We start from the raw sequence: 23,847 nt of genomic DNA on the forward strand, positions 1-23,847 counted from the left end.
CTGCGTCACGCGCCGATAGCTGAACGCGCCTTCCTCCGCCAGGATCGCCTTGCGCACAACCTTGCGACAGAGCCTCAGATCCCGACAAATCGCCTTGATCGGCTTGCCCGCCGCAGACTTACGGCGAATCCGCACCACTGTCTCCACGACCAACATCCCGATCTCGGCCGCCCGGTTGAACCAAGCCGCCGTGCCTAAGCCATCGGAATGAGGGGTCCCTTTTAGGCGCCTATCACCCCGCTAAGGGGGTCCTTCTTCCACGCCGCTGCACAATCGCCGATGACCGCAGCAGCCCCCAGAAGCATGTCTGGCGCGCCCAGATCGTGCTGGCTACGGCCGATGGCCTGGGCACGGTGGAGATCATGCGCACGGCCGGCATCAGCAAGACGGCCGTCTGGCGCTGGCAGGAACGCTTCATGGCTGAGGGCGTCGAGGGCCTGCTGCGTGACAAGACCCGGCCGCCTCGGATACCCAAGCTGGCCGATGAGGTGGCCGATCGGATCGTCGCCCTGACCCCGGGCCAGCCGCCCGGCGAGACCACCCACTGGACCGGCCGGGTCATGGCGAAGGTCGTTGGCGTCAGCCTGACCTCGGTCCAGCGCATCTGGCGGGCCCACGGCCTGGCGCCGCACCGTATTCGCACCTTCAAGCTGTCCAATGATCCCAAGTTCGCCGCCAAGGTCCGCGACATCGTCAGCCTCTATGTCGATCCGCCGGCCCACGCCGTGGTGCTCAGCGTCGATGAGAAGTCGCAGATCCAGGCGCTGGACCGCACCAGCCTGGCCTGCCGCTGAAGAAGGGGCGAGCCGGAACCATGACCCATGACTACAAGCGCCACGGCACAACCACCCCGTTCGCCGCCTTCGACGTTCTGGAAGGTAAGGTCATCGGCCGCTGCATGCAGCGCCACCGGCATCAGGAGTTCATCCGCTTTCTCAATGCCGTCGAGCGCGAGGTCCCGGCCGGCAAGACCGTCCACGCCATCCTCAACAACTATGCCACCCACAAGCACCCCAAGGTGATCGCCTGGCTGGGGCGCCATCCGCGCTGGACATCCCACTTCACCCCCACCTCGGCCAGCTGGCTCAATGCAGTCGAGGGCTTCTTCGCCATCCTCACCAAGCGCCGCCTCAAACGCGGGGTCTTCAAGGGCGTCGTCGATCTCCAGGCCGCCATCAACCGCTTCGTCGTTGATCACAACCAGCAGCCCAAACCCTTCGTCTGGACCGCCGACCCAGATAAAATCATCGCCGCCGCAGCTCGCGGGCACCAAGTGTTGGATTCAATCCACTAGGTGCTCATTCAGGAATTACACGGCGAGCTTCGCCGCCTGGCAATTTGGCGCCGGATAGTCGGGATAGATGCCGGGCAACAGCGGCCGGTTGCCAGTGGTGTCTCGCATAGAGGTGGCGGATCGCGCCCTGACCTTTTGGTCAGAGACGAGAGGTTGCACATCCGCAGAGCCGTCCTTCCGTAGAGCCGAAGCTACGGGCGGGGCTGGCCGCCCCGCAATGCCCCGCCACTACCCATCGACTGGAATCAAGGCGGATATGCTCTCCGCCAGCTCGGCATTCCGGAACGGCTTGGTTAACCGCGGCAGGTCCTGCGCCACGCCGTCCACCTCTGCATAGCCGGACACGATCAGAATCGGGAGTTTCGGCTCGATGGCACGCGCCTCCCGCGCGAGATCCACTCCGGTCATTCCCGGCATGAGGTGATCAGTGATGAGGAGGTTCGGCATCATGCCAGTCTTGAGAATCTGCAACGCCTCCTCCGCGGTCCCCACCTCGACGACCTCGAACCCGAGGTCCATCAGCATGTCTGCGGTGCTCATGCGCACCAGCACTTCGTCGTCTACCAACAGCGCAACGCCACGGCTGACGCGCTTCGCGGAAGCTGCGGTAGAAGCCTTTTCAACGCCGATCGCCGCGGTGCTGATCGGAAGCCAGAGCTCGATTGTCGTGCCTTTACCAGGCGCGCTGTCGATTGTTAGCCCGCCACCGAGCTGCGCCGCCAAGCCATGGACCATGGACAATCCCAAGCCGGTTCCCTTGCCGACGCCCTTTGTGGAGAAGAATGGTTCGATCGCGCGCTGGCGCGTCGCATCGTCCATCCCGGCCCCTGTGTCGACGACGCAGAGCAGCACATAGTCCCCCGCCGTAAGACCCGAAGCGTGACTTTGGCGCACGTTCTTTCGCACGGCCTTGATGGTGAGTTCGCCGCCGTCCGGCATGGCGTCGCGCGCGTTCACCGCCAGGTTCAACAGCGCCATCTCGAGCTGGTTCGGATCGGCCTTGGCCGGCGGCAGATCCTGGTCGATATCCACACGCACATCGATCGTCGGACCGAGTGTCGAGCCGATCAGGCCGACCATGCCTTCGACGAGCTTGGATATCTCCACGGCGACCGGCTGGAGCGGCTGGCGTCGAGCAAAGGCGAGCAGACGCTGAACCAAGATTTTCGCCCGCTCAGCCGATTGCAACGCCCCGTCGATCAGTCGGCGCTCGCGCTCGCGCTCGCTACCGACGCCGCGGCGCATCAGCATGTCGAGGCCGCCGATAATCGGGGTGAGAAGGTTGTTGAAATCGTGCGCGACGCCGCCGGTGAGCTGCCCCATCGCCTCCATCTTTTGCGACTGGCGGAGATGCTCCTCCAGCGCCCGCACCTCCGCTTCGCGCGCCCTCTCATCTGTGATGTCTCGGCCGAACGCGTAGATCAGACCGTCCTCGGCCGACGTGTGCCAGGCGAGGTGGCGGATCGAACCGTCCTTGTGCCGGTAGCGGTTCTCGAACCCGTCGACGTTGGCTCCCGACGCCGCCGCCGCTAGGGCCTCCCCCGTCAGGTAGATGTCGTCCCCGACGATGAAGTCGCGAAAGCTACGACCGACCGTCTCCGCTTCAGTGAAACCCAACGTCCGAGTCCAGGCCGGATTCGCGGCTCGCAAGACCCCGTCGAGATCGGCGATCATCAGCAGGCCACGCGACGTTTTCCACACCTGGTCGCGCTCGGCGGTTCTAAGCGCCAGCTCGGCGGCCCGCACCTTCTCATCGGTCACGTCGCGCGCGACGCCATTAAACAGGCCGGCGCCCGAAGTAGCCGACCATGCGAGCCAGTGCCAATCCCCGCTTTTGGCGCGGTACCGACATTCGAAGCGTGCGCTCGTCTGCCCTCCGGTCGATAGGGCGATAGTATGCACCTGACATGCCGCCACGTCGCCGGGATGGATCAACGTCCAGAATTGCGTACCGATCATTTCGGCTTCGCTCCAGCCCAGCGCCGTTGCCCATGCCGGGTTGACCGTAACGACCGTTCCGTCGAAACGCGCAACCATGAGGAGGTCTTGTGAACTCTGCCAGAGTCGGTCCCGCTCGGCGGTGCGTTCGACGACTCGGGCCTCCAACGTCTCGTTCAGTTGCTTCAGCGCCCGCTCGGCGGCGAGCCGTCCGGTCACGTCCATCTGGGCCACGACGCCGGCGACGATCGCGCCCGAGGCGTCTCGGACCGGGGCGGCGTTGTTCAGAATGAACCTGCGCTCGCCCGTACCGAACCGCTGATTTTCGATCAGTTCGTTCTTTACCGTCTCGCCGTGCAGGAGCGCGCGCGCCATGGCCCAATCTGTCCCAGCAATGCGCTCGCCCGTCGCGGGCCACCAGCCGACCCACTCGCCATACTGTTCAAAACCGGTCATCTCGGGCGGCACGCCCCAGAGTTCGCGATTGACAGCATTGTCGCGGGTGACGCGCCCCTGTGCGTCGGCGAGGATAACGCCAACCGGCAGCGCGTCGAGCACGGCGCTGAGCAGGTCCTCGCCCTTCCGTAAAGCCGCCTCGGCATGCGCCCGCTCCATCGCCGCCCAGGTGCGCTCGGCCACCTCTTCAACAAGGGAGACTTCGCCCTGCGTCCAGACCCGAGGGCCGGCTGAGATAGCGTTGATCGCCCAAAGAGGGTTGTTCGCGCCCTTGCGCAGGGTCGCGCTGATCAAGGAACCAATGCCGAGGCCGGCGAAACTGGCCCGCTCGCTGTCCGAAAGGCCCTCCAGCTCCACGACGTCGTCGATCACCAGGGTCCGCTCAACCGCGATCTGAAGCGCCTCGGGAAAATCGGTCAAACGCACCTGAGCGGGCAACGGGGGGAGACGGTCGTTGTGCACTTGGTGGGGGAAGTCGCCTATGTCCTCCGCCAAACGATAGGTTCCGATGTAGCAGCGATCGAGCCGCATCTGCTCGAAGAGCATCCGAAGCGCTCGGTTCGCTATGGCCTCAGGGCTTGGCTCCGCCCTGAACGCATCGCTCAAGCGCAGCAGGAAGGCCTGCCGCTCCTTGCTCTCGTTGAGCGCGGCCTCGGCTCGGCGATCCTCGGTCACGTCGTTGGCGTTGTGGATGATGGCCTCCACCCCGCCGTTCTCGTTCAGAACCGGGGAATTGACAGGGCTCCACCACCGCTCTTCGAACGTGCCGTCCGGCCGCGCGATGTCGTACTTCAAGCCCAGCAGCTCGTCCCGCTCGCGCCTGGCGAGCACACGCTCCAGCGAGGCGCGCAGACGGCTCACCCCCCCGATGGTCGGATCATTCGGATTGTCGGGATACGCCTCGAAGACGCCGCGCCCGACCACCCCCTCGCGCGTCCTCATGGTCGCCGCAAGATAGGCATCGTTCACCTCGGTGATGGTGAAGCGCGGCGCGTCGGGTGCGAGCACCAGAAGCGGCGCCGGCGAGGCCTCGAACAGGCGGGTGAAGCTCTGGTACGCCTTGACGCGCGCGGTCACGTCGCTGGCCGCCCCGAGCCACTCGACGATCCCGCCGGCGTTGTCGAGAAGCGGGATGGCGCGCGAGTGCGTCCAGCCCACCGTGCCGTCCGCGCGGAGCACCCGGTGCTCCAACTCGAAGACGTCCTTGTCCGCTATCGCCCGCTCAATCGCGTCGCGGACGCGCGGCCGCTCGTCGGCCGGGATGTAGGTTTCGACCCAGTCGATCGTCGGGGCTTCGGTGTCGATGATGAAGCCGGCGCCGTCCAGCCGGCGCATCTCGCGCCAGTCCGGACCCATCCGATAAACGACGTTGGCGGTGGCATTGACGAGCGCCCGAAACTGGCTCTCGCTCTCGTGCAGCGCGGCCTCGGCGCGGGCACGCTCGACGGCCGACCAAGTGCGGGCGGCGGTCTCCTCGATGAGGGTGATCTCGTCGGCGGCCCAGGCGTGCGGCTCGCGGACGTTGACGTACAGCGAAGCGGCGAAGCGGCCGTCGCGCACCAGCGGTACGGAGACGAACGCGCTCGTGTTGATCGCGGCCCAGACGGCCGGATCCATATCGGGATCCCGCGTCACGTCGGCGGACGACTGCGTCAGCCCCTTGCGCTGGCGCGCGATCATGGCCGGCCCGAAGCCGTCCAGCGGAAAGGGCCCTTCCAGCGGCGCGACGCGGTCGACGTAGCAGGAGTGCAGCACGACGGTGACGTCGTCCGCCTGCACCTCGCCGTAGCCGACCCGGTTCGCCCCCAGCTGGCGGCCAAGTAGCGCAACCGCCGCATCCATAACCGCGCGGGGGTTGGCCACATCGCGCAGCCGCTCTTCCAGTTCGAGGCGAAACGCCTGGCGCCGCTGGGCCCGCACCGCTTCCGTCGTTTCGGTGCAGGCGCAGAACATGCCCGCGACCGCGCCGCTTTCATCCTGCACCGGCGAGTAGGAGAAGGTGAACCAGGTCTGTTCGTCGTAGCCCTTGCGATTCATCGTGAGCGGCAGGTTCTCGCGATAGGTGGCATCGCCCGCCATCGCGCTGTCGATTAGCGGCGAAATGTCGGACCAGATTTCCGACCAGATATCGTGAAAGCGGCGTCCGAGCGCGGAAGGATGCTTCTCGCCCAGGATCTCGACGTAGGCGTCGTTGTAAACGAAGCCGAGCCCTTCGCCCCACGCCGCAAACATGGGAAAGCGCGAGTTCAGCATCAGCCCGACCACCGAGCGCAGCGACTGCGGCCAGCTCTCCGGCGGACCCAGCGACGACGTGGACCAGTCGTGCTCGCGCATCATCGCGCCCATCTCGCCGCCACCGGTCAGAAAGGCGGGATCAGAACCGCGAGCCGAAACACTTGCCAATCGCCGCCCCTTCTTGTGGTCCCCTGCAACTTGGGTGGCCTGATCAAAGACTTAGCGCGCAAAACCCGCTCCGTCTTGGGCGCCGTGATGGAACTTCGAAATACCATGCCGCGAGCCGACCGACAGAGTTAGAGGGCTGCGGCTGTTGCCATGACGGGCTGGAGGTCGAGAGAGAGGCTCCGGCCGGCCGGCTCGTCGCGGAGGTCCGCAATGCCTTGTTCATCCCGTTCCAGGGCCGCGTTCGGTGCCGACCGCACCAGCATCACAGGATCGCTGGACTTGATCCGCCGACGCATGGACGCGGGTCGGACACAAGATATAGCGCGCTTCATGGACGCGGCCTCAACATCCGCTCTACGTGCGGCGGCCTTGACGCACCGTTTGCAGGCCTTTGCCCGCCGGCAGTCGTTGGATATTAAGGCGGTAGACGTGAACGCAATCGTCGCCGGCATGGACGATATAAGCTAGGCCGACCCCGGAGCGTGGCCCCGTCCAGAGTTCTTCTGGAACCTCGACGCCGCTATAGCGGCACTGCCCAGACCTACGACCGAGCGGGCGGGCCGCGGGGATCCGCCGTGCCAATTCATCGCCGCGGCTGTTTCCAAAAGCGCCTTACCATCGTTCTAAACCGGCACTAATTTCCGATAAGATGTATTAGACGAGGATCTCTGGCGTCACGTATGTGAATCGGCGTCGCGAATTGACCCCTGCCGCCCGAAAACAATCAATTCGTTAGCACGCAGATCGTCGTTGTGACCCCACGCCGATTCACAATGCATCTCCTGGACGACCCCGCGCATGACTAGCCTACAACGCCGTTACGAAGAAGATCGCGGTTGCGATGATCATGAGGGCGGTAGCGGTCCAGCCAACCACTGTCCCCCTGGTTGACAGTGTCAGCCGGCCCATGGCGCGAGGATTGCGCACGATCAGCATCATGACGACCATGAGCGGTGCAGCGAGAACGCCGTTCACGACCGCCGCCCAGTACAGGGCTTTGGCGGGGTCGATGCCGATGTAGTTCAGCGAGGCGCCGAGCAGGGTCGTTACGGAAATTGTGGCGTAAAACAGCCGAGCCCGCATCGGCTTGGCATCAAGGCTGCCGGCAACGCCCGCCATCTCGGTGACGGCATAGGCGGCCGACCCTGCCAGCACCGGGACTGCAAGCAAGCCCGTTCCGATGATCCCGACCGCGAACAGGGCGAACGCGAAAGGCCCGGCGATCGGCTTTAGCGCCTCGGCGGCCTGCGCTGAAGTGGTGATGTCGGTGATCCCATGGGCGTGCAAAGTGGCGGCCGTGGCATAGACGATGGCCAACGAAACGAGGGTGCTGAACCCCATGCCGACAAGGGTATCCAGCCGAATTCGTCTCAGCTCCGGTCCAGCTTCCTTGGGGGCTATGCAAAGCGGTTTGGCGTGATGGCGGTGCTGCTCCTCGATCTCCTGACCTGCCTGCCAGAAGAACAGGTATGGGCTGATCGTGGTGCCAAGGATGGCCACCATCGCCGTCGCATAGGTCGCGTTCCACTGGATCTCGGGGACGATCAAGGCGGTCAAAGCCCTGCCCCAGGGCACGCCCGCCACCGCGACCACGGCCACGTAGCTGAACAGGGATAGTGTGGTCCACTTCAGGACTGCCGCGTAGCGGGCATAGTTCAGGAACACCTCGACCACGACACAAAAAACGCCAAAAAGCAGCGTGTAAAACCCACTGTTTCCGTGCGTCAGTAGAGCTAGCGCCGCGCCCATCGCGCTGAGGTCGGCGCCCAGGTTGACGATGTTGGCGACCAACAAAAGCAGAACCACGCCAATCAGCAGCGGCCGCGGATAGTGGCGGCGAAGATTGCGCGCGATGCCGCCGCCCGTGACGCGGCCGATCCTCGCAGCGACCTCCTGGATCGCGGCCAACAGCGGGAAGCTGAGGATAAAGGTCCAGGCGAGACCATAGCCGAACTGCGCGCCGATCTGGCTGTGAGTGCCAATTCCGCTCGGATCGTCGTCAGCCGCGCCGGTCACGAGACCGGGACCCAGTTGAGCTAGAAACTTGCGCAATCTTGACGGCCCGGGGCTGCTCACGAGGCAGACATAGGGCACCGTCAGACCAAACTCAAGATAGGCTTTTGTTTGCCCTTCGGTCAGGCAAAACGCGCACTTTGAAGCCCTCGGTGACCGGGTTTTCTCCAACGTTTTCTTGAAAACGCGATCGTTGCCGCCCGTAATTGGCCGGGCGGGGGGGGGGGGGGGGCGGAGCGCGGCCAAATACTTTTGGCCTCACAACACCGACAGCACCCATGGTCTCGTCAACTTGGCGAGGCCCACAAATAGTAGGTAAGTGATCCTCAGCACGCGCCCTGATTGCTGCCATCATCGTCGCCGGCATCATGGGCACCTCTTATCCTTACATCGTGTTGAAGCTCGGCTTTGGCCCCAACGTCTCCATCGTCTCAGCGTTTTTCGGCTTTGTGTTGCTCAACTTCATGGGCCGAAGCGGCTCTGTCAGTTGACATGCACCGGCCAGTAAGAGGTAGGGCTTCGGCGGGCGAAAAGGTCCGTCCGAAAAAGACTTACGACCCGTTTCGCTGGTTTGATTCATCACCCGAGGTGATCCGCCGAGTGGTGATGATGTACGTGAAGTACCCCCTGTCGCTCCGCAACGTGGAGGACCTGCTCTACGAGCGCGGCATCGACATTTGCCATGAGACGGTGCGGCTTTGGTGGAACCGGTTCGGCCCGATGTTCGCCGCGGAGATCCGCCGCAAGCGGGTCCAGAACATGCGGGCGCACACTCACTGGCGTTGGCACTTGGACGAGGTCTACGTGAAGATCAACGGCGAGATGCGCTACCTCTGGCGCGCCGTCGATCACGAGGGCGAGGTGCTGGAATCCTACGTCACCACCACCCGCGACAAGGCCGCGGCTCAGGCCTCATCAAGAAGGCGATGAAGCGCCACGGCCGGCCTCAAGCCGTCGTCACGGACGGCCTGCGGTCCTACGGCGCCGCCATGAAAGTGATCGGCAACGCCGATCGCCAAGAGGTGGGCCGCTGGCTCAACAACAGGGCCGAGAACTCACACCAGCCGTTCCGACGACGAGAACGGGCGATGGAGCGATTTCGGAGGATGAAGACACTCCAGAAATTCGCCGCCGTGCTAGGCACGATCCACAACCACTTCAATCAGGAACGTCACCTCATCAGCAGAGACCTCTACCGCGAACGACGCTCAGCCGCCTTGGCTGAATGGCGGCAGGTCATGGGCTAGAGCCAGGCGCGGGTTGGGGGCATTGCGCCCTGGCGGAGACAAGTTGCCGTTGGACTGACAGCACCGGTCGCCCTATTGGCGGCGAAGGGGGACGTATGCGGATCACGATTGTGGGCGCCGGTATGGCCGGCTTGGCGTGCGCCAGGGGACTGGCCGGGCGGGGTCACGTCCTCACTATGCTGGACAAAGCCCGCGGTCCTGGTGGTCGCATGTCGACCCGCCGGGTCGCCACCAGCGCAGGCGAGGCGACATTCGATCACGGAGCCCAGTATTTCACTGTTCGAGATCCGGGTTTTCGAACCTTGGTGGACGACATGATCGCTGCGGGATGTGTTGCGCCTTGGCTAGCAGCGGGCGCGGACGCCTTGGTCGGTGTTCCTGGGATGAACGCGCCCATCCGTGAAATGGCGAAACCTTTTGACGTGCAATGGGGCGCCAAGGTGACGGCGCTGACCCCACTCGCCGAGGGCTGGCGCCTTGTCACGCAAACCGGGTCGTTCGAGGCGGATGCCGTGGTCGTGGCGCTGCCCGCCGAGCAGGCGGCAGAGCTCATTCGGCCGGCAAGGCCAGACCTGGCGGCGCTTGCCCGGGCCACGCCCACTGCGCCGTGCTGGACCGTGATGCTGGCGTTTGGGGACACCTTGCCGACGCCGGTGAACTGCCTCAGGGGGAGGGCGGCTGACGCGCTCGGCTGGGCGGCGCGCAACGGTTCCAAGCCCGGTCGGACCGGACCCGAGGCGTGGGTACTTCAGGCCAGCCCGGACTGGTCAAGGCAGCATCTCAATGCGGACGCCGACTGGGTTGCCGGTGAGTTGTCGGCGGCTCTTTCTGCGCGGCTCGAAAAGACGCTGCCGCCCCCGATCGCTTGCAGTGCGCATCTATGGCGGTATGCCCGCTCAGGCGTTGAGGGCTCCGGCGCCCTTTGGGACGCGGACCGTCGACTTGGCCTATGCGGGGACTGGTTTATCGGCGCACGGGTCGAGGCGGCGTGGATGTCGGGAACGATGCTGGCTGAGCAGATCGCCACGTAGGACGGACATCATTTCCGATAATGTTCAATGCGCTACATTATAACTTGCTGTTTTTATTGCACTTTTTGATGATATGAACTATTGGGCGTCAAACGGCGCGCAATAGGGACCCCCTATCCGGCTTCCGAGCGGCGATGCGCGTAGCTCTCAGCCAGCGCAGAGCATCGCCGCGGGGTGAGCCACTGATCGATCAACTGCCCGGAGGGGGTCTGGGGGGAGGTTGAACAGGTTGTGGATGAAGCGGGGCGTGCCGGTCAGGGGGCGGTTTCTGAGTCGCCAGCTGTCGTTGCCGGTCTCGACGATGTCGCAGTGGTGGGTCAGGCGGTCGAGCAGCGCCGTGGTCATCTTTGCGTCGCCGAAGACGGCGGGCCACGCTCCGAAGGTCAGGGTGGTGGTGATGATCACCGAGGTGCGCTCGTAGAGCTTGCCGACCAAGTGGAACAGGCGCTGACCGCCGGACTGGGCGAACGGCAGGTAGCCCAACTCGTCGAGGACCACGAGATCGAGGCGCGAGAGCTGGGCCGCCAGGGCGCCGGCCTTGCCGCGCCGGGCTTCGGCAGCTTGGCGGCGGTCAGGCGATAGCGGATGGAGGCGGCCTGGCGATGGTTGGTCTCGGCCTTGAGCAGGTCGGCCAGGATCTCCATGGCCGTGCGGTTGCGCTGAAGGCCTGTGGTGACGGTCTCGTCGAAGGCCCCGGCCATGCCCTTCAGAGACCCAGTTGGGCGAAGGCTTGGATCATCTCATGCCGCTGCACGGGGACCTCGCAGCAGGTCGTAGCGGGCGCAGTCGGCGATGGGCGGATGGCGCAGGACCAGCGCCTCGCAGGTGTTGATCGGCTCGGGCGCTGGCGGCTCGCGCCGCCGGGCCAGGATGTTGAGGATGACCTCGTCGCTGGCCGCGCCGGCGTCCAGGGCCTCGCGGACGGCGTCATCGACCACATCCAGGCCATCGATCAGCACCGCCGCCAGCACGCGAACGAAGCGGCGGTCGGCCCGCTAAGGGGGTCCTTCTTCCACGCCGCTGCACAGCCGAGGCGTCGGCGGCGAGTCGACGGGCGATGAGTCCGTTCCGTAAGAAGCGATCAGACGCGCCGCCTATCAGGCTTTCAGACAGTACGGTTTCGGCGGACAGCAGCAGCCGCAGGGGTAGGTCGCGCGTCAACGCGCCTTGCAGCGCCGAGAGGCCGAAGATCGAAACGCTGGAACTGATCGCGCTGGCGTCAGCCGTCGCGGCGACGCTCTTGATCTGATCGATTGCGCGATCGGTTCCTCGGTTTGAAATGATCCGCACGCTACTCCTTTCGATCACCTGCAAGAGGGACGATCTCAAGTTGGCGGTCGATGACGCCCGCGATTTCCGAATGGAGAGGAAGATGACCGCGCTCCTTGGCCCAGGCTTCCCGAAAACGCGCTACAGTCTCGCGGGCGATACTGACGACCAGCCTTTCGGGAAGACCGGCTTTGGCCGCGAGGTAGGAGAGTTCGTCCTCGTTGAAGCCGTCCCAGCGGGCTGTGCGGCTAAACTTGAGGGCCGCTTTATCATCCGGGATGTAGGCCAAGGTGGAGACGAAGTCGTAGGCGGGCGACAAGGAGGGCGTGACGCCGTCTGCGTAGAGGAGCGACCAGTTTTTGAGGTGCATGTCGGCGTTGCCGATCAGGGCGTTGAACACCAAGCGGCGGATGAACTCGGTGATCCCCGCCTCCCCCGTCTCCAGCCACAACACCTTGGCGATCGCCCGATAGGTCGCGTGCTTGTACTTGTGGTCGGGGTACACGCCGAAGACCTGAGCGAAATCCTCCATATGGATGCGCTCGCCATCGGCTGTTCGATCGAAACGGCGGATCGCGTAGGCCGCGCCCTCCAGCCGGCCAATCCCCTCCGGTAGGCCGGCGATCTGGTCCAGATCGAGAAGCTGAATGTCGGGCACATCGATGCCCACGGACCGGGCCATGGTCATCATGGAGAATTCATTCTCGGAGACGCGGGGAAAGCGGGTCGATGGCAGTTTTACGATCCAGGAGCCGCCAACGCCGGTAGCCGGAACGGTCAAGCCTCCCTTTGCCTTTTCGAGCGCGGAGAATTTGAGCTGAACGCCGGCCAGAGAGAACCGCAGGGGGGCCTCTGTAGCCTCCCCAGGCGTGGAGAGAGCATCATCCTGCGGTTCCGGCGCCGGCTCTTCTCCATCTGGTCCGCGGGCGACGATGGCGCCGGGCAAGTCGCGCCCAAGCGCCCACAGGAGATAGAATTCCCGGACCACGTTTACCCCGGCCCTCTCGGCTAGGTAATCGCGCAGAGGTCCTTCCGGCAGAAGGTTCGAGAAGAAGGGTAAAAGCCGCGTCTGCGTGCGCTTTTGATCCCGGATCAGATCGCCCATGGCGTCCTTAAAGGACAGGCTCAGGGTTGGGCGCCCTGGGTCGTCCGCGTAGGCGTCATCGAAGGTGAAGACGCTCCTGTCGCCGCCCAGCCCGGTTATCGCGCCCACCTTGCGGTCGCCTAGAAAGATGTCGAGGATATCAGCGGCCATCGCCTAATCCTCCTCGTCGAGACTGTAGGCGGGGGTCTGCGCTGGCGTTCTGACATGGACAAGCCCGCTGCGGATCTTGGCTAGGCCATTGATGGCTGCATCGAGACCCTTCAGATCATCGCCGGCACTGTCGGCAGCGCGTCGGATGCCTGCGACAGCATCTTCCAACTGCCCCAAGGCGCCAGGCGTCTGAAACAGAGGCGCAATGGCGATCACGTCGAGGATCAGGGTGGCCAGGCGCTCAGTCGTGCTGCTCCTGGGGTGTTCGATCCGGAGGCGACGTAGCACGGGTTGAAGAGAGTTTGCCAAGCCGCGCGCAGAGCGCAGATCATGGCTCGCCTCAGCCTCTCGGATCAAAGCCTTGACCGCCGGAAGGGAGGCGCGCGGCGCGAGAACAAGTTCGAGGTCCAGCAGCCGCGCGAGTTCCACCAAGGTGGAGACCTTCACGTTGACCGCTCCGCTTTCGATCCGCGAGATATGGGCCTGTGGGATACCAGCCTTCCCGCTGAGGTCCCTCTGGGACCAGCCTTTCTGCAGACGCGCCTGGCGGAGGCTCTGGGCGAAGGCTTCTGCCTGGTAGCTCACGATGTAATCCAATGCATCATTGCGCATAAGCGATGCAGCGGAAGATATCGGTTTTTGATAGTTAGCGCAATGATGCGCTTGGCTGCATCAGATTGCGGCTTCATGCAGCAAAAGACATCGTCTCGTCAGACACTCGCCAACGCGGTCGCACACGCCTCCCCGTGTAGTAATTTTCAACGCATAGCACCTCGTCGCCGCGAGCTAGCAACTTTTCACAGAGATGCGAGCCCAGAAATCCGGCACCTCCAGTGACCAACACCCGCCGCCCACTCGGCGTGGCGCTCGTGACACCATTTGTCCTAGATGAAGCAGGCGTATTTCCATCCGGATGCTCAAATCTCATCGTAGAGGTTCTCGCGATGGGGTTCGGCAAATCTACGCAGAGTCTAGGTCCTGGTTGACGAAGTGGATTCCCAAATCGACTGATCGCTGATTCAAGGCTGCTCTTTGAGGAGAGCGGCTTTGGTTCGTGGCTTGATGTCTGATGAGGAGTGGGGGTTCTTCGCGCCGTTCGTGATCGAGACGGGCCCGCGGCGCGGCCGGCGGCCCAAGGATCATCGGCTGGTGCTTGATGGCGTGTTCTGGATCGCGCGGACGGGCTCGCCCTGGCGCGATCTGCATGACCATTTCGGCAAGTGGAGTTCAGTCTACCGACAGTTCCGGCGTTGGACGCTGTCTGGCGTGTGGGATGTGCTGCTGAGCGCCCTCAATGAAAGTGGTAGGGGCCAGGACAGCGTCCAGATGATCGACTCGACCATCGTGCGCGCCCATCAACATGCCGCCGGCGCCCAAAAAAAGCGGCAGGCCCTCAGGGCGAAGGTCTTGGCCGCTCGCGCGGTGGCTTCTCGACCAAGATCCATCTGAGGACCAACGGCCTGGGCCTGCCGGTCGCGGTGGTCCTGACCGGTGGCGAGGTCTCCGACGTCAAGGGATACGCGCCAGTCATGGCGGAGCCGGGGCCAGAGCCCAAGGTCCTCATGGGCGACAAGGGCTACGACGCAGACGCCATCCTCGCCGACCTGGAGCAGCGCGGCATCGCCGCCGTCATCCCGCCCAAACGGAATCGCAAGGTTCAACGGCCCATCGACGGCCACCTCTACGCCCTCAGGAATCTTGTCGAGCGATGCTTCTCAAAGCTCAAGCACAGCCGCAGACTGGCCACCCGATACGACAAGACTGCGGACAGCTACATCGGCTTCATCCTGGTCGCCTCAACCCGACTGTGGGTCAGGCACTTCGTCAACACGACCTAACGCGCACGCTGGCGGCGAACTGATGACGGGCCCTCTGCGGAATTTCCTCGGCCGGACGGATTTGAGCTTTGAATCAGCCGATGACGGCTATCTCGTGAAGCGTCGCGGCGTGCGGGCAAAGCGTCTAAGCGAGGGCGAAAAGACCGCAATCGCCTTCCTCTATTTTATCGTCCAGCTCGAAGAGGACTTTGACGTGAAGGACGGGATAGTCGTCATCGATGATCCCATCTCTAGCCTCGACTCCTCGTCCATCTACCAGGCGTTCGCCCACCTGAAGAACGCATTGAAGAACGCGAAGCAGGTCTTCCTGCTGACGCACAACTTCGATTTTCTGAAGCTCCTGATCAACTGGGTCGATAACGCCAAGGCCGCCAAGTACTACATGATGCTGGTCTGCTCGGGATCGGCAGACTCGCGCGACGCAAAAATCCAGCGCCTCGATAAACTTCTGGAAGATCACCCCACGGAATATCACTACCTTTTCAAGGTATTATATAACTTTAAGTCCGATGGGACGATCCTGACGAGCTACCATATTCCGAACATTGCCCGAAAGGTGCTGGAGACGTTCTTGGAATTTCACGTGCCGTCCAAGGACAAACTTTTCAAGAAGCTTGAGGCTGTTGCGTTCGACGAAAATAAGAAGACCGCGATCTATAAGTTCGCGAACGATCTTTCCCATCAGACCGGCAAGGGATTTGACCCTGCGCTTGTAGCCGAAACACAGAAAAATTCGGCTCACCTCCTCGACATGATCGAGACGGTCGCACCGCTCCATTATGCGGGACTGAAAACCCTCGCAACGGCGGCCTGAACGCAGTCATCGATGGTCCCGCCTACCGGCGGCCTGGGCCTTTGACAGCGAATGATCACAAACAACTCATGGGTGGCTCTGTTCGCTCGGCCAACCGAGCCCAGGCGGAAACGCGTGCCGAACTCAGCGCTCCAGGGTGAGGCGCGTGGCCTCGACGACGTGCCGGTAAGCGGAAGTGCGGCAACTGAGAATGATGACCTGCATGCGCGAGGCGGCCTCCGCGAGGATCTCCGTCATCGTCTCGAACCGGTCGTCGTCCGCAAACACCAAGCGCCGTCGAGCACCAGGGAAGCCGGCTTGCCTCGAGCGAGCAGCAGATCGGCGAAGGCAAGGCGAGTCAGGACCGCAATCTGCTCCTGAGTTCCCTTACTGAGATCGTCGGCCGCCTCTTCAACCCCGCCACGGATCAGCCGGCTTGGCCGAAGATCCTCGCCAAAGGCCAGGGACGCAGTAGGAAGTAGGCGTCGTATGTAGGGCGCGACGCGCTCGGTGATCGGTGCGAGATACCGTCGTGACGCCTCGGCCTGTGCAATGTCGATGGTCGTCTTGAGCAACTGGAGCACGGCCGCTTCCTCCGCGAGACGCGCTGCGTCCGTCCGCGCCAGATCCGAAACCTCTTCAGCTGCCTGGGCCCGCGTCGCTGGGCCTGCGGCCCCCAAAGTCTTGGCCTGCTCCTCAAGTCGCGCAAGGGTCTGGGCAAGCTCAAGCTGTGCATCGAAGAGGCTTTGACGGCGTCGCTCCGTGGTTTCGAGGCGCCGTGCCAATACGGTCGGGTCCAGTCGATCTGAAGTGGACCAAGAGCGCCAAGCGCCGCCGCACGGAGCTGGCCGAAGGTCGCGCCCTGCAGCTGGCCACCTATGGCGCGATCGCGGATCCGGCCGCCGCCGCGCCGGCGCCCGGGGCCTACGACCTGCTCAATCAGCGACGGCTGGTCGGTCCGGTCGGCGCCATCGTGTCTGACGAGGAGGTCGAGGCGGCACGCTCGCTTGCCGACACCTGGACCGATCTGATGGGGACTTGGCGGCTGTGGCGTGACCTAGCCGCCAAGGGCGTGGCCCTTGGCACGGGCCTGCCGGAGGCGTCGGACCATTTTCCGGAGGGTCTCGGGATCGTCCCTGGGCAGGAGCCCTGCCAATATTGCGAACTGACCAGCCTCTGCCGCGTCACTCAGGAGGCGAACTGACCATGAGTGCTCTCAAGATTAACACAGTCGTCGCCTCTGCTGGCGCTGGTAAGACCACGCGGATCGTCGGCGACATCGCGCGCGAGGTGGAAACCCGCCAACCGGAGGAGATCGTCGCCACCACTTTCACCGTGAAGGCCGCTGACGAGCTCATCGAGCGCTCGCGGACAAACCTGTTCAAATCCGGCAAGGCCGAGCAGGCAGCCCGTCTGCTGGGCGCGCGCTTTGGCACCGTCAACTCGATCTGCGGCCAAATCGTCGGAGAACACGCCATCGACCTGGGCCGCTCGCCCCGGGCCGAGGTCATCCCCGAAGACGGCGTGGCGCGGCTGTTCGCCATTGCCGCCGACACGGCCATCGAAACTCACGCGCCGCAACTTAACGCCCTGGCCGAGGTGATGGGCTTCTTTGAACCCAAGCGCGTGGGCGACGCGGAGCGCTCCGATTGGCGAACCACGGTCCGCTGCCTGATCGAGCTGGCTCGGGCCAATGGCCTGGACGCCGCCGGCCTGGCCAGGTCCGCCGATCGCTCGGTCGAGACATTTGTGACATTGCTGCCGCCGGCGTTCGCCGGGCGGGCGGAAGATCTCGACCAGGCCTTGAACAATGCTGTGGCTGCCGCTTTGGCGTCCCTGCCGGCCGAGCTCAGCAAGACCGGCCAGCCCAGCATCCAGCATCTGCGCCGGGTACGCGCCGCCACTCAACGTGGCGAGCGGCTGTCCTGGCCGGACTGGGCGCGCCTGTCGAAGGTCGCCTGCGCCAAGAAGGACGGCCAGGCCCTGACCGACGCCCTCGACGCGGCGTGCCGCGCCGCCGGCCGTCACCCTGAGCATCACCGGCTGCGGTCGGACTGCGAGGCGTTCACGCAAACACTCTTCACGTGCGCGGCCCAGGCTCTCGACGCCTACCAGGCCTACAAGTCCGAACGCGGCCTGATGGATTTCATCGATCAGGAAGCCTTGGCGCTCGAGGTGCTGCGCGGCCCCGCGATGGCCAAGCGCTTAGGTGAGCGCATCGGCCGCGTCTTCGTCGATGAATTCCAGGACTCCAGCCCGCTGCAGATCGCCATTTTCACCGCCATGGCCGAGCTGGTGGACGCCAGCACTTGGGTTGGCGATCCCAAACAGGCGATCTACGGCTTCCGCAACGCTGACAGCGCCCTCACCCAGGCCGCCTTCGATGGCGTCGCGGCCACGGCCACTGAACCGCAGGAGGTCTTGGCGACCTCCTACCGCAGCCGCAAGGGCATCATCGACTTCGTCAACGCCGCCTTCGGACCGGCGTTCACGGCCATGGGCCTGCCCGCCGCCGATCACGCCTTCATCGGCACCGCCCGCAAGGAGGACGGCTTCGCCCACGCGCCGTTCGCCGTTTGGTGGCTCGACGGAAAGGTCGACCTGCAATACGCCGCCCTGGCCGCGGGCATACGTGACGCCATCGCTGATGGCGGGGACTGGATGGTCTTCGACAAGGACACCAAGGCCAATCGCCCCCTGCGCGCCGGCGATGTCGCGGTGCTCTGCCGCAGCCACGCCGACATCCTTCGGGTGGCTACGGCGCTCAGTCAGCTGGGGGTCAAGGTCGCGGTCGAGCGCGATGGCCTCTCACGCACGCCGCATGTCGAACTGGTGATGGCGGCTTTCCGCTGGGTGGCCGATCCGACCGACCGGCTCGCGCTTGCCGAGCTCGCCCGCTTTTTCAGTGACGATCCGCAGTCGGACCTCTGGCTGCAGGCGGTCAGCGCCGATGACCAGGACGCCGCTCTGCAAGCCGCCGTGCCGATTTCACCGGCTCTAAATGGGCTGCGCGAGAGCGTCCTGTCGCTGACCCCCGCGGACCTCGTGGACGCCCTGATCGTTCTGCCGGACGTCATCCGCCGGATCGAGACCTGGGGTGACGTCGCTGCGCGCCTCGACGACCTGGAAGCTCTCCGGGGGTTTGCCCGAACCTATGAGGCCAGCTGCGCCAGCTCCGGCGCGCCGGCCACGCCGTCAGGCCTGGTTCTGGCGCTGGCCGCCGATGAACCGCGCAGGCCAAAGAGTCTGCAATCGGACGCCGTGAAGGTGATGACCTATCACGGCGCCAAGGGCCTCGAGTGGCCGCTGGTCGTCTTGACCGGTCTCAACCGCGAACCGAAACCCCGGCTGTTCGAGCCGGTCGCCGAGGCCGAAGGCGCGCTGGATTGGCGCGACCCCTTGGCCGGCCGCTGGATCCGCCATTGGCCCTGGCCGTATGCGAGCCAGAGCAAGGACGTCGGCCTCGATGAAGCCGCCTTGACCTCGGCGCTCGGCCAGCAAGCAGCCTTGCGCGCCCGCCAGGAAGAGACCCGGCTCCTTTATGTTGGCGTCACCCGCGCCAGGGACTACGTGGTCTTCGCCCCGCCGACCAAGGGCGAGCTCAAATGGCTTCAGGTGCTGGACGGCGATCAGCCCGGTCATGTCGCCTTGCCGTCGGGTGCGGCCAATACGCTGAGCGCTGGCGCCGAAAGTTTCCCGGCCCGAGTGAGCCCGATGGCGGTCGATGATGCGGTGGCGCCATCAATCGTCCGGCCGGCCTTCGTCCGTCTGACCCGACAAGTCCGCGTCCGGCCAGCGCTGCATCGCCGCCCGAGTAGCGAGACAACGACCGATCCTTATGATCCAAGCCGCCCTGGCCTCGGCCGCCGCCTTTACGGCCGGCGCCGCCGCGCCGCTCCTCGTCGTGGCCCTGACGCCCCACGCCACCCTCGCCCCCGCCTTATGGGCGACGGCCTTGGCGGTGCTCTTGGGGCTGGGCCTCATGGCCGCCAAGGCCGGCGGGTCCAGCCCCTGGCGGGCGGCCCTTAGGGTGGTGTTTTGGGGCGCCCTGGCCATGGGCGTCACCGCCGCGATTGGCCATCTGGTAGGTCGGGCCGTCTAGCTCGGGCGGTGGCTGTGAGGGCGGCTGGAGCGCGCCAGCCAAGCCCTGACGCGCAGCAAAGTAGCCCTTACGATCAAATCTCGGCGGCCGGCGGCCCCGCTCGACCCGGTGTCCGGTTGGCCGCGACCGTGAGGTAACGGCGCATCGCCGCGCCGTATGCGGTCGCGGGATCATCGCCCTGGATAGGACGATCTCTTTCAGAAGAGGGGCGTTCTTCTGCATCCAGGCCAAGATGAAGGCCTCGATCTCACGGTCCATGGCGATAGGGCTACGCTGAGTTTCTGGGAGACGCGAGCCCAATGCGAGGGGCTCCCCGATCTCCGACGGCGCCCCCGCTTGAAGACCGTGGGCGACGGCTTCGAGAGGGACAAAGCAGATCGCCGCTTTGGAGGTCCAATGAAGACGCAAGCCGGTTCTGAGCTGGCGCGACGAGGCCAGAGGCCAGCCTGCCGGACCTGAGTAAATTCCGAACCTGCCAAGCCCAGATCCAGCGGATTAACGTGCGAGGCCAGACGTCGGCCTCGCGAGTCAAAGCGCCGGCTGCGGGCTGGGCTTGCAGACCCCCGTCTCACGTCGTTGAACCCCTTTCGGAAACCCACGCCATGACCACACCCGAAGCGACCAATCCCCTGAGCCCAGGCGCCCCGGGCTTTGGCCGCGATGTCGAGATGGAAGCCGATCGCCGGAAGGGCCGGCCGGCGATTGCCGAGATGACCGGCACGCGGGACAAGGCCGACGCCGAACCGATCCTGGGTCCCGCGCCGGACCCGGACGTCTATCCCGCAACGGCGACGCGGCCTTAGCGGCAGGAGCCCCGCGGGGTGGAGGATCCCTACAAGGCTCTTGGCGTGGCCAAGGACGCCACCGCCGCTCAGATCCGCAGCGCGTACAGAAAGCTGGCCAAGCAGCACCATCCAGACCTCAATCCGGGTGACGCCAAGTCCGAGCAACGCTTCAAGACCGTTTCGGCGGCCAACGATCTGTTGTCCGATCCTGACCGGCGCGGCCGCTTTGATCGTGGCGAGATCGATGCGTCCGGACAGCCGCAGGCGCCGCGGTCGTCCTACCGCGAGCATGCCGAAGGGCCAGCGGGCACGCGCTACGGACCCGGCGCGGCCTATTCCGGGGGCTGGGATGAGGACGCCTTCGCCGACATCTTCGGGTCAGCCTTCGGGGGCGGCGCGCGGGGTGGCCGGGAGAGGCCCACCCGGGGCCGCGATGAGCGCTACACGCTGCAAACCGATTTCCTCAGCGCGGTGAACGGCACCACCCAAAGACTGACCTTGCCGGGCGACCGCGCCCTGGACGCGGTCATCCCCTCCGGGACGACGGACGGGCAGGTCTTGCGGCTGAGAGGGCAGGGCGAGGCGGGCCACAATGGGGGGGCCAGCGGCGACGCCCTGATCGAGATCCATGTCGCGCCGCACGCCTTCTTCGAGCGTGACGGCCGTGACATCCGCATGTTGCTGCCCGTGACCCTGGCCGAGGCCGTGCTGGGCGGCCCGGTCGCGGCGCCGACGCCCGGCGGCTCCGTGCAGCTGCGCATTCCGCCCCATTCCGACAGCGGCTTTGAGCTGCGGTTGCGGGGACGTGGCGTGCCGGCGCACGGCGGTCACCCCGCTGGCGACCTCTATGCCCGCCTGCGGATTATGGTCGGGCCGCCCGATCCGGCCCTGGAAGCCTTCCTCAAGACCTGGCGGCCCGCCAAGCCTTTCGAGCCGAGACAGACGATGGAGCTGCCCTGATGATCGGCGTCGAGGTCCTGCTCACCGTGATCCCCGGTCTCCCGAAAAGCGATCTGGAACGCTGGATCGCCAACAACTGGATCAAGCCCGACGGACGCGACGGCGCCTACCGCTTTGCCGACATCGACGTGGCGCGGGTCAAGTTGATCCTTGAGTTGCGCGACGAGCTTGAGGTCAATGAGGCGGCGCTCCCTGTCGTCCTTCTGCTCTTGGATCAGGTTTACGATCTGAGGCGGCAAATCGGCCGGATCAACGCTCCGGTGTCGCGGCAAGATTGACCTCACCCCTTGTCTTCGCGGCGGCGCCTAGGGGATTTCCGAAGCTTGTGGGACCGCCTGCGTTCAGGCCGGATACGGGTCGCGCCAAGCCTGTCCAGACGCCCGCGATGCCCGGCTGCAAATTCACTGAACGGAGAGAGACCATGAATTTCGCAATTCGCCGTGGCGCGGCGCTCGTTCTGACCGCCGTGACGATCCTGGCAAGCGCCGGGTCGGCGGTCGCCAGCCAAGTCGGACGCCCAGGCCCTAGCCCGTTACCGGGCGGCCGAACGCATTGGCCAAGCGCACCTGAGGACCTTCGATACGCTCGATTTCGACGTCTATTCGAACCACAAGTGGGATCGCCTCAAGGAAAGCCATGCGTCGGATATTCTGGTTCACTATCCCGACGGCCATACCAGCCAAGGCATCCCCGCCCATGTCGACGAACTGAAGGGTCTTTTCACCTTCGCGCCCGACACCAAGATCCACGTCCATCCCGTCAAGATTCAGTCCGGCGAATGGACGTCGGTCATCGGCGTCATGGAGGGCACGTTCTCCAAGCCTATGAACCCGGGCGGCGGCAAGGTGATCGCGCCGACCGGCAAGACCTTCAAACTGACCATGAACACCGTCGCTCACTGGAAGGACGGCGTCATGCAGGAGGAATACCTCTTCTGGGACAATGCCGGCCTCATGGCCCAGATCGGCGTCGGGCCGTAGGCGAGAACGCGCCTGGTGATCCGACCTGTTCCTCGCCGCTCATAATTCTTCTCTAGAGGTCACCATGAACCGTATCCTGGCATCCACCGCTGTCTTGCTCGCCCTGGCCACCAGCGCCGTCGCCGCCGACACCTTCAGCACCAACCCGGCCGCCGTCGTGGCCGGCGTCTACACCGTTGAGCCCGCGCACACCCGCGTTCAGTTCGCGGTCAAGCACATAGGCTTCACCAGCTTCTACGGGGACTTCACCGGCGTCAGCGGTTCGCTGAGCCTCGATCCCAAGACCGTCGCGGCCAGCAAGCTCGACGTCACCATCCCGGTCGCTTCGGTCTCGACGACGAACCGGGCCCTCGATGGCGAGCTGGCGGGCGCCGACTGGCTCGACGCCGCCACCTATCCGACGATGCGCTTTGTCTCGACCAGGGTGGTCCAGACCGCCGCCGGCAAGGCGACGATCACGGGAAATCTGACGATGCACGGGATCACCCGGCCGGTCGTCCTGATGGCCAGCTTCAACGGGTCGGGCGTCAACCCGCTCGACAAGGCCTACACCGTCGGCTTCGACGCCACGACCACGCTGAAGCGCTCTGACTTCGGCGTGAAGACCTACGTGCCCATGGTCGGCGACGAGACATCGCTGCGCATCAGCGCCGCCTTCGAGAAGACCAAGTAGTTGAGCGGCGGCAAGTCCGCCGGCATCCGTTTGGAGCTGGCGAGGGGGGCCAGGTCCATCCGGGTCGCGGGCCGCGCGCCTGGCCGATGACCAAACACGCCGGGCATGCGCCCCAGACCCTGTCGGCGACCTTGCGGCCCCTGCTGGCCGGAGACCAGACGCGCGTGACCCTGGGTGAAATCCTGGCGGGCGTGGAAGGCGAGGGCGGGTTGGGTCCGGTGCTCTTCCTGCTGATCCTGCCGGTGCTACTGCCTCTGCCGCCGGGCTTTTCGATGGTCCTGTCGCTGCCGCTGCTTTTGGTTGCGCCGCAGATCGTGCTGGGCCGGCGACGTCTCTGGCTGCCCAAGGCGCTGAGGCGGCAATCGATCAAGCACGCCGACCTGGTGAAACTGATCAACCGGTTGATGCCCACCATCGCGCGCGGTGAGAAGGTAATGCGCCCACGCCTCATGGTCCTGACCAGCGGACCGGGTGTTAGGGTCATCGGCGTGGCCTGCACCTTGATCGCCCTTATCCTGGTCTTGCCCATTCCCTTCGCCAACCTAGCGCCGGCCGCGGCGCTGGGCCTGTTCGCCCTGGGGCTGACTCGCAGGGACGGCCTTCTGGTGCTGGCGGGCTACGGGCTTCTGGCCTTGGCGGTCCTGGTGATCTCGCTCGGCTTCAAGGGTGTCCTGGTGGTGGCCGATCACCTCCTGGCCGCGCTCTGACGGGATGGCCGATGCTCGGTTCATTTCGCCACCGCTCTGACGCTAGCCTTGACGGCGCACTTGGTGGGCGATCGTGCCTGAGGGCGCGCAAAGCCCAGGACAC

At 64.9% G+C, this 23,847-nt stretch carries 16 protein-coding genes and 8 pseudogenes; 14 read left to right on the forward strand and 10 right to left on the reverse strand.

The features are described from left to right. Nucleotides 1–156: pseudogene (locus ACP7AG_RS18205) on the reverse strand (IS21 family transposase); the annotation flags it as partial. 206 nt (nt 157–362) lie between these two features. Between ACP7AG_RS18205 and ACP7AG_RS18210 the strand changes: the two are divergent. After that, nucleotides 363–1,294: pseudogene (locus ACP7AG_RS18210) on the forward strand (IS630 family transposase). A gap of 228 nt (nt 1,295–1,522) precedes the next feature. On the opposite strand, the gene ACP7AG_RS18215 reads toward ACP7AG_RS18210, so the two are convergent. Together ACP7AG_RS18215 and ACP7AG_RS18220 are read right to left on the reverse strand one after the other, a co-directional pair. After that, entirely contained in the window at nt 1,523–6,034 is a 4,512-nt protein-coding gene (locus ACP7AG_RS18215; protein ID WP_426032557.1) for a PAS domain-containing protein, read from the reverse strand. Between the two features lie 864 nt (nt 6,035–6,898). Beyond that, nucleotides 6,899–8,107 (reverse strand): NRAMP family divalent metal transporter, encoded by a 1,209-nt coding sequence (locus ACP7AG_RS18220; RefSeq protein ID WP_426010026.1) that lies wholly within the window; start codon nt 8,105–8,107, stop codon nt 6,899–6,901. A 603-nt stretch (nt 8,108–8,710) separates the two neighbouring features. Between ACP7AG_RS18220 and ACP7AG_RS18225 the strand changes: the two are divergent. Both ACP7AG_RS18225 and ACP7AG_RS18230 read left to right on the forward strand, forming a co-directional pair. Beyond that, a pseudogene (locus ACP7AG_RS18225) lies at nt 8,711–9,351 on the forward strand (IS6 family transposase). Between the two features lie 95 nt (nt 9,352–9,446). Next, a complete protein-coding gene (locus ACP7AG_RS18230; RefSeq protein WP_426010028.1) occupies nt 9,447–10,382 on the forward strand; it encodes an NAD(P)/FAD-dependent oxidoreductase in 936 nt (311 codons plus the stop codon). A gap of 261 nt (nt 10,383–10,643) precedes the next feature. Here ACP7AG_RS18230 and ACP7AG_RS18235 read toward each other — a convergent pair. From ACP7AG_RS18235 to ACP7AG_RS18255, 5 genes and pseudogenes are all read right to left on the reverse strand, one after another. Further along, nucleotides 10,644–11,083: pseudogene (locus ACP7AG_RS18235) on the reverse strand (ATP-binding protein); the annotation flags it as partial. Nucleotides 11,084–11,122: 39 nt separating this feature from the next. Beyond that, a pseudogene (locus ACP7AG_RS18240) lies at nt 11,123–11,374 on the reverse strand (IS21 family transposase); the annotation flags it as partial. A 299-nt stretch (nt 11,375–11,673) separates the two neighbouring features. After that, complete coding sequence (locus tag ACP7AG_RS18245; protein WP_426010030.1) at nt 11,674–12,906, reverse strand: type II toxin-antitoxin system HipA family toxin; 1,233 nt, start codon at nt 12,904–12,906, stop codon at nt 11,674–11,676. Between the two features lie 3 nt (nt 12,907–12,909). Continuing rightward, the gene (locus tag ACP7AG_RS18250; RefSeq protein ID WP_426032559.1) at nt 12,910–13,491 is read right to left on the reverse strand and encodes a helix-turn-helix domain-containing protein; all 582 of its coding nucleotides are present in this window, start codon (nt 13,489–13,491) and stop codon (nt 12,910–12,912) included. A 151-nt stretch (nt 13,492–13,642) separates the two neighbouring features. Beyond that, nucleotides 13,643–13,750, reverse strand: a pseudogene (locus ACP7AG_RS18255) (NAD-dependent epimerase/dehydratase family protein); the annotation flags it as partial. 218 nt (nt 13,751–13,968) lie between these two features. On the opposite strand from ACP7AG_RS18255, the pseudogene ACP7AG_RS18260 reads away from it, so the two are divergent. Next, a pseudogene (locus ACP7AG_RS18260) lies at nt 13,969–14,744 on the forward strand (IS5 family transposase). A gap of 22 nt (nt 14,745–14,766) precedes the next feature. Further along, on the forward strand, nt 14,767–15,558 hold the full coding sequence (locus tag ACP7AG_RS18265) for an AAA family ATPase (RefSeq protein WP_426032561.1): 792 nt from the start codon (nt 14,767–14,769) through the stop codon (nt 15,556–15,558). A 233-nt stretch (nt 15,559–15,791) separates the two neighbouring features. On the opposite strand, the gene ACP7AG_RS18270 is transcribed toward ACP7AG_RS18265, so the two are convergent. Continuing rightward, nucleotides 15,792–16,322 carry a hypothetical protein gene (locus tag ACP7AG_RS18270; protein WP_426032563.1) on the reverse strand — a complete coding sequence of 177 codons (531 nt, stop codon included), beginning with the start codon at nt 16,320–16,322 and terminating at the stop codon, nt 15,792–15,794. Here ACP7AG_RS18270 and ACP7AG_RS18275 point away from each other — a divergent pair. From ACP7AG_RS18275 to ACP7AG_RS18300, 6 genes and pseudogenes are all read left to right on the forward strand, one after another. Beyond that, a complete protein-coding gene (locus ACP7AG_RS18275; RefSeq protein WP_426032565.1) occupies nt 16,316–16,741 on the forward strand; it encodes a hypothetical protein in 426 nt (141 codons plus the stop codon). The genes ACP7AG_RS18270 and ACP7AG_RS18275 overlap by 7 nt on opposite strands. A gap of 2 nt (nt 16,742–16,743) precedes the next feature. Beyond that, nucleotides 16,744–19,104 (forward strand): annotated as a pseudogene (locus ACP7AG_RS18280) (UvrD-helicase domain-containing protein); the annotation flags it as partial. A 271-nt stretch (nt 19,105–19,375) separates the two neighbouring features. Continuing rightward, entirely contained in the window at nt 19,376–19,639 is a 264-nt protein-coding gene (locus ACP7AG_RS18285) for a VIT1/CCC1 transporter family protein (protein WP_426032567.1), read from the forward strand. Between the two features lie 602 nt (nt 19,640–20,241). After that, on the forward strand, nt 20,242–20,442 hold the full coding sequence (locus ACP7AG_RS18290; protein WP_426032569.1) for a hypothetical protein: 201 nt from the start codon (nt 20,242–20,244) through the stop codon (nt 20,440–20,442). An 18-nt stretch (nt 20,443–20,460) separates the two neighbouring features. Further along, the gene (locus ACP7AG_RS18295) at nt 20,461–21,384 is read left to right on the forward strand and encodes a DnaJ C-terminal domain-containing protein (RefSeq protein WP_426032571.1); all 924 of its coding nucleotides are present in this window, start codon (nt 20,461–20,463) and stop codon (nt 21,382–21,384) included. Further along, on the forward strand, nt 21,384–21,662 hold the full coding sequence (locus ACP7AG_RS18300; protein ID WP_426032573.1) for a chaperone modulator CbpM: 279 nt from the start codon (nt 21,384–21,386) through the stop codon (nt 21,660–21,662). Before ACP7AG_RS18295 ends, ACP7AG_RS18300 begins: the two co-directional genes overlap by 1 nt. A 246-nt stretch (nt 21,663–21,908) precedes the next feature. Here ACP7AG_RS18300 and ACP7AG_RS18305 read toward each other — a convergent pair whose 3' ends face one another. Beyond that, nucleotides 21,909–22,139, reverse strand: a complete 231-nt coding sequence (locus ACP7AG_RS18305; protein ID WP_426032575.1) for a hypothetical protein — start codon at nt 22,137–22,139, stop codon at nt 21,909–21,911. Here ACP7AG_RS18305 and ACP7AG_RS18310 point away from each other — a divergent pair. The 3 genes from ACP7AG_RS18310 to ACP7AG_RS18320 all read left to right on the forward strand — a co-directional run bounded on the left by ACP7AG_RS18310 (nt 22,035) and on the right by ACP7AG_RS18320 (nt 23,744). Continuing rightward, a complete protein-coding gene (locus ACP7AG_RS18310; protein WP_426032604.1) occupies nt 22,035–22,364 on the forward strand; it encodes an ester cyclase in 330 nt (109 codons plus the stop codon). The genes ACP7AG_RS18305 and ACP7AG_RS18310 overlap by 105 nt on opposite strands. Before the next feature lie 64 nt (nt 22,365–22,428). Beyond that, on the forward strand, nt 22,429–23,037 hold the full coding sequence (locus tag ACP7AG_RS18315; RefSeq protein WP_426032577.1) for a YceI family protein: 609 nt from the start codon (nt 22,429–22,431) through the stop codon (nt 23,035–23,037). A gap of 86 nt (nt 23,038–23,123) precedes the next feature. Beyond that, nucleotides 23,124–23,744, forward strand: a complete 621-nt coding sequence (locus ACP7AG_RS18320; RefSeq protein WP_426032579.1) for an exopolysaccharide biosynthesis protein — start codon at nt 23,124–23,126, stop codon at nt 23,742–23,744. Nucleotides 23,745–23,847: the final 103 nt, after the last annotated feature.

The sequence above is a fragment of the Caulobacter sp. DWP3-1-3b2 genome (assembly GCF_049896325.1).
Classification (GTDB): Bacteria; Pseudomonadota; Alphaproteobacteria; order Caulobacterales; family Caulobacteraceae; genus Caulobacter.

Excerpts from the sequence above, each read along its gene's own strand:
- ACP7AG_RS18265 (WP_426032561.1), top strand. The coding sequence starts at position 14,767 with ATGACGGGCCCTCTGCGGAATTTCCTCGGCCGGACGGATTTGAGCTTT.
- ACP7AG_RS18320 (WP_426032579.1), top strand. The coding sequence starts at position 23,124 with ATGACCAAACACGCCGGGCATGCGCCCCAGACCCTGTCGGCGACCTTG.
- ACP7AG_RS18215 (WP_426032557.1), bottom strand. The coding sequence starts at position 6,034 with ATGGGCGCGATGATGCGCGAGCACGACTGGTCCACGTCGTCGCTGGGT.
- ACP7AG_RS18315 (WP_426032577.1), top strand. The coding sequence starts at position 22,429 with ATGAACCGTATCCTGGCATCCACCGCTGTCTTGCTCGCCCTGGCCACC.
- ACP7AG_RS18305 (WP_426032575.1), bottom strand. The coding sequence starts at position 22,139 with ATGGACGTGGATCTTGGTGTCGGGCGCGAAGGTGAAAAGACCCTTCAG.
- ACP7AG_RS18230 (WP_426010028.1), top strand. The coding sequence starts at position 9,447 with ATGCGGATCACGATTGTGGGCGCCGGTATGGCCGGCTTGGCGTGCGCC.
- ACP7AG_RS18285 (WP_426032567.1), top strand. The coding sequence starts at position 19,376 with ATGATCCAAGCCGCCCTGGCCTCGGCCGCCGCCTTTACGGCCGGCGCC.
- ACP7AG_RS18290 (WP_426032569.1), top strand. The coding sequence starts at position 20,242 with ATGACCACACCCGAAGCGACCAATCCCCTGAGCCCAGGCGCCCCGGGC.
- ACP7AG_RS18300 (WP_426032573.1), top strand. The coding sequence starts at position 21,384 with ATGATCGGCGTCGAGGTCCTGCTCACCGTGATCCCCGGTCTCCCGAAA.
- ACP7AG_RS18245 (WP_426010030.1), bottom strand. The coding sequence starts at position 12,906 with ATGGCCGCTGATATCCTCGACATCTTTCTAGGCGACCGCAAGGTGGGC.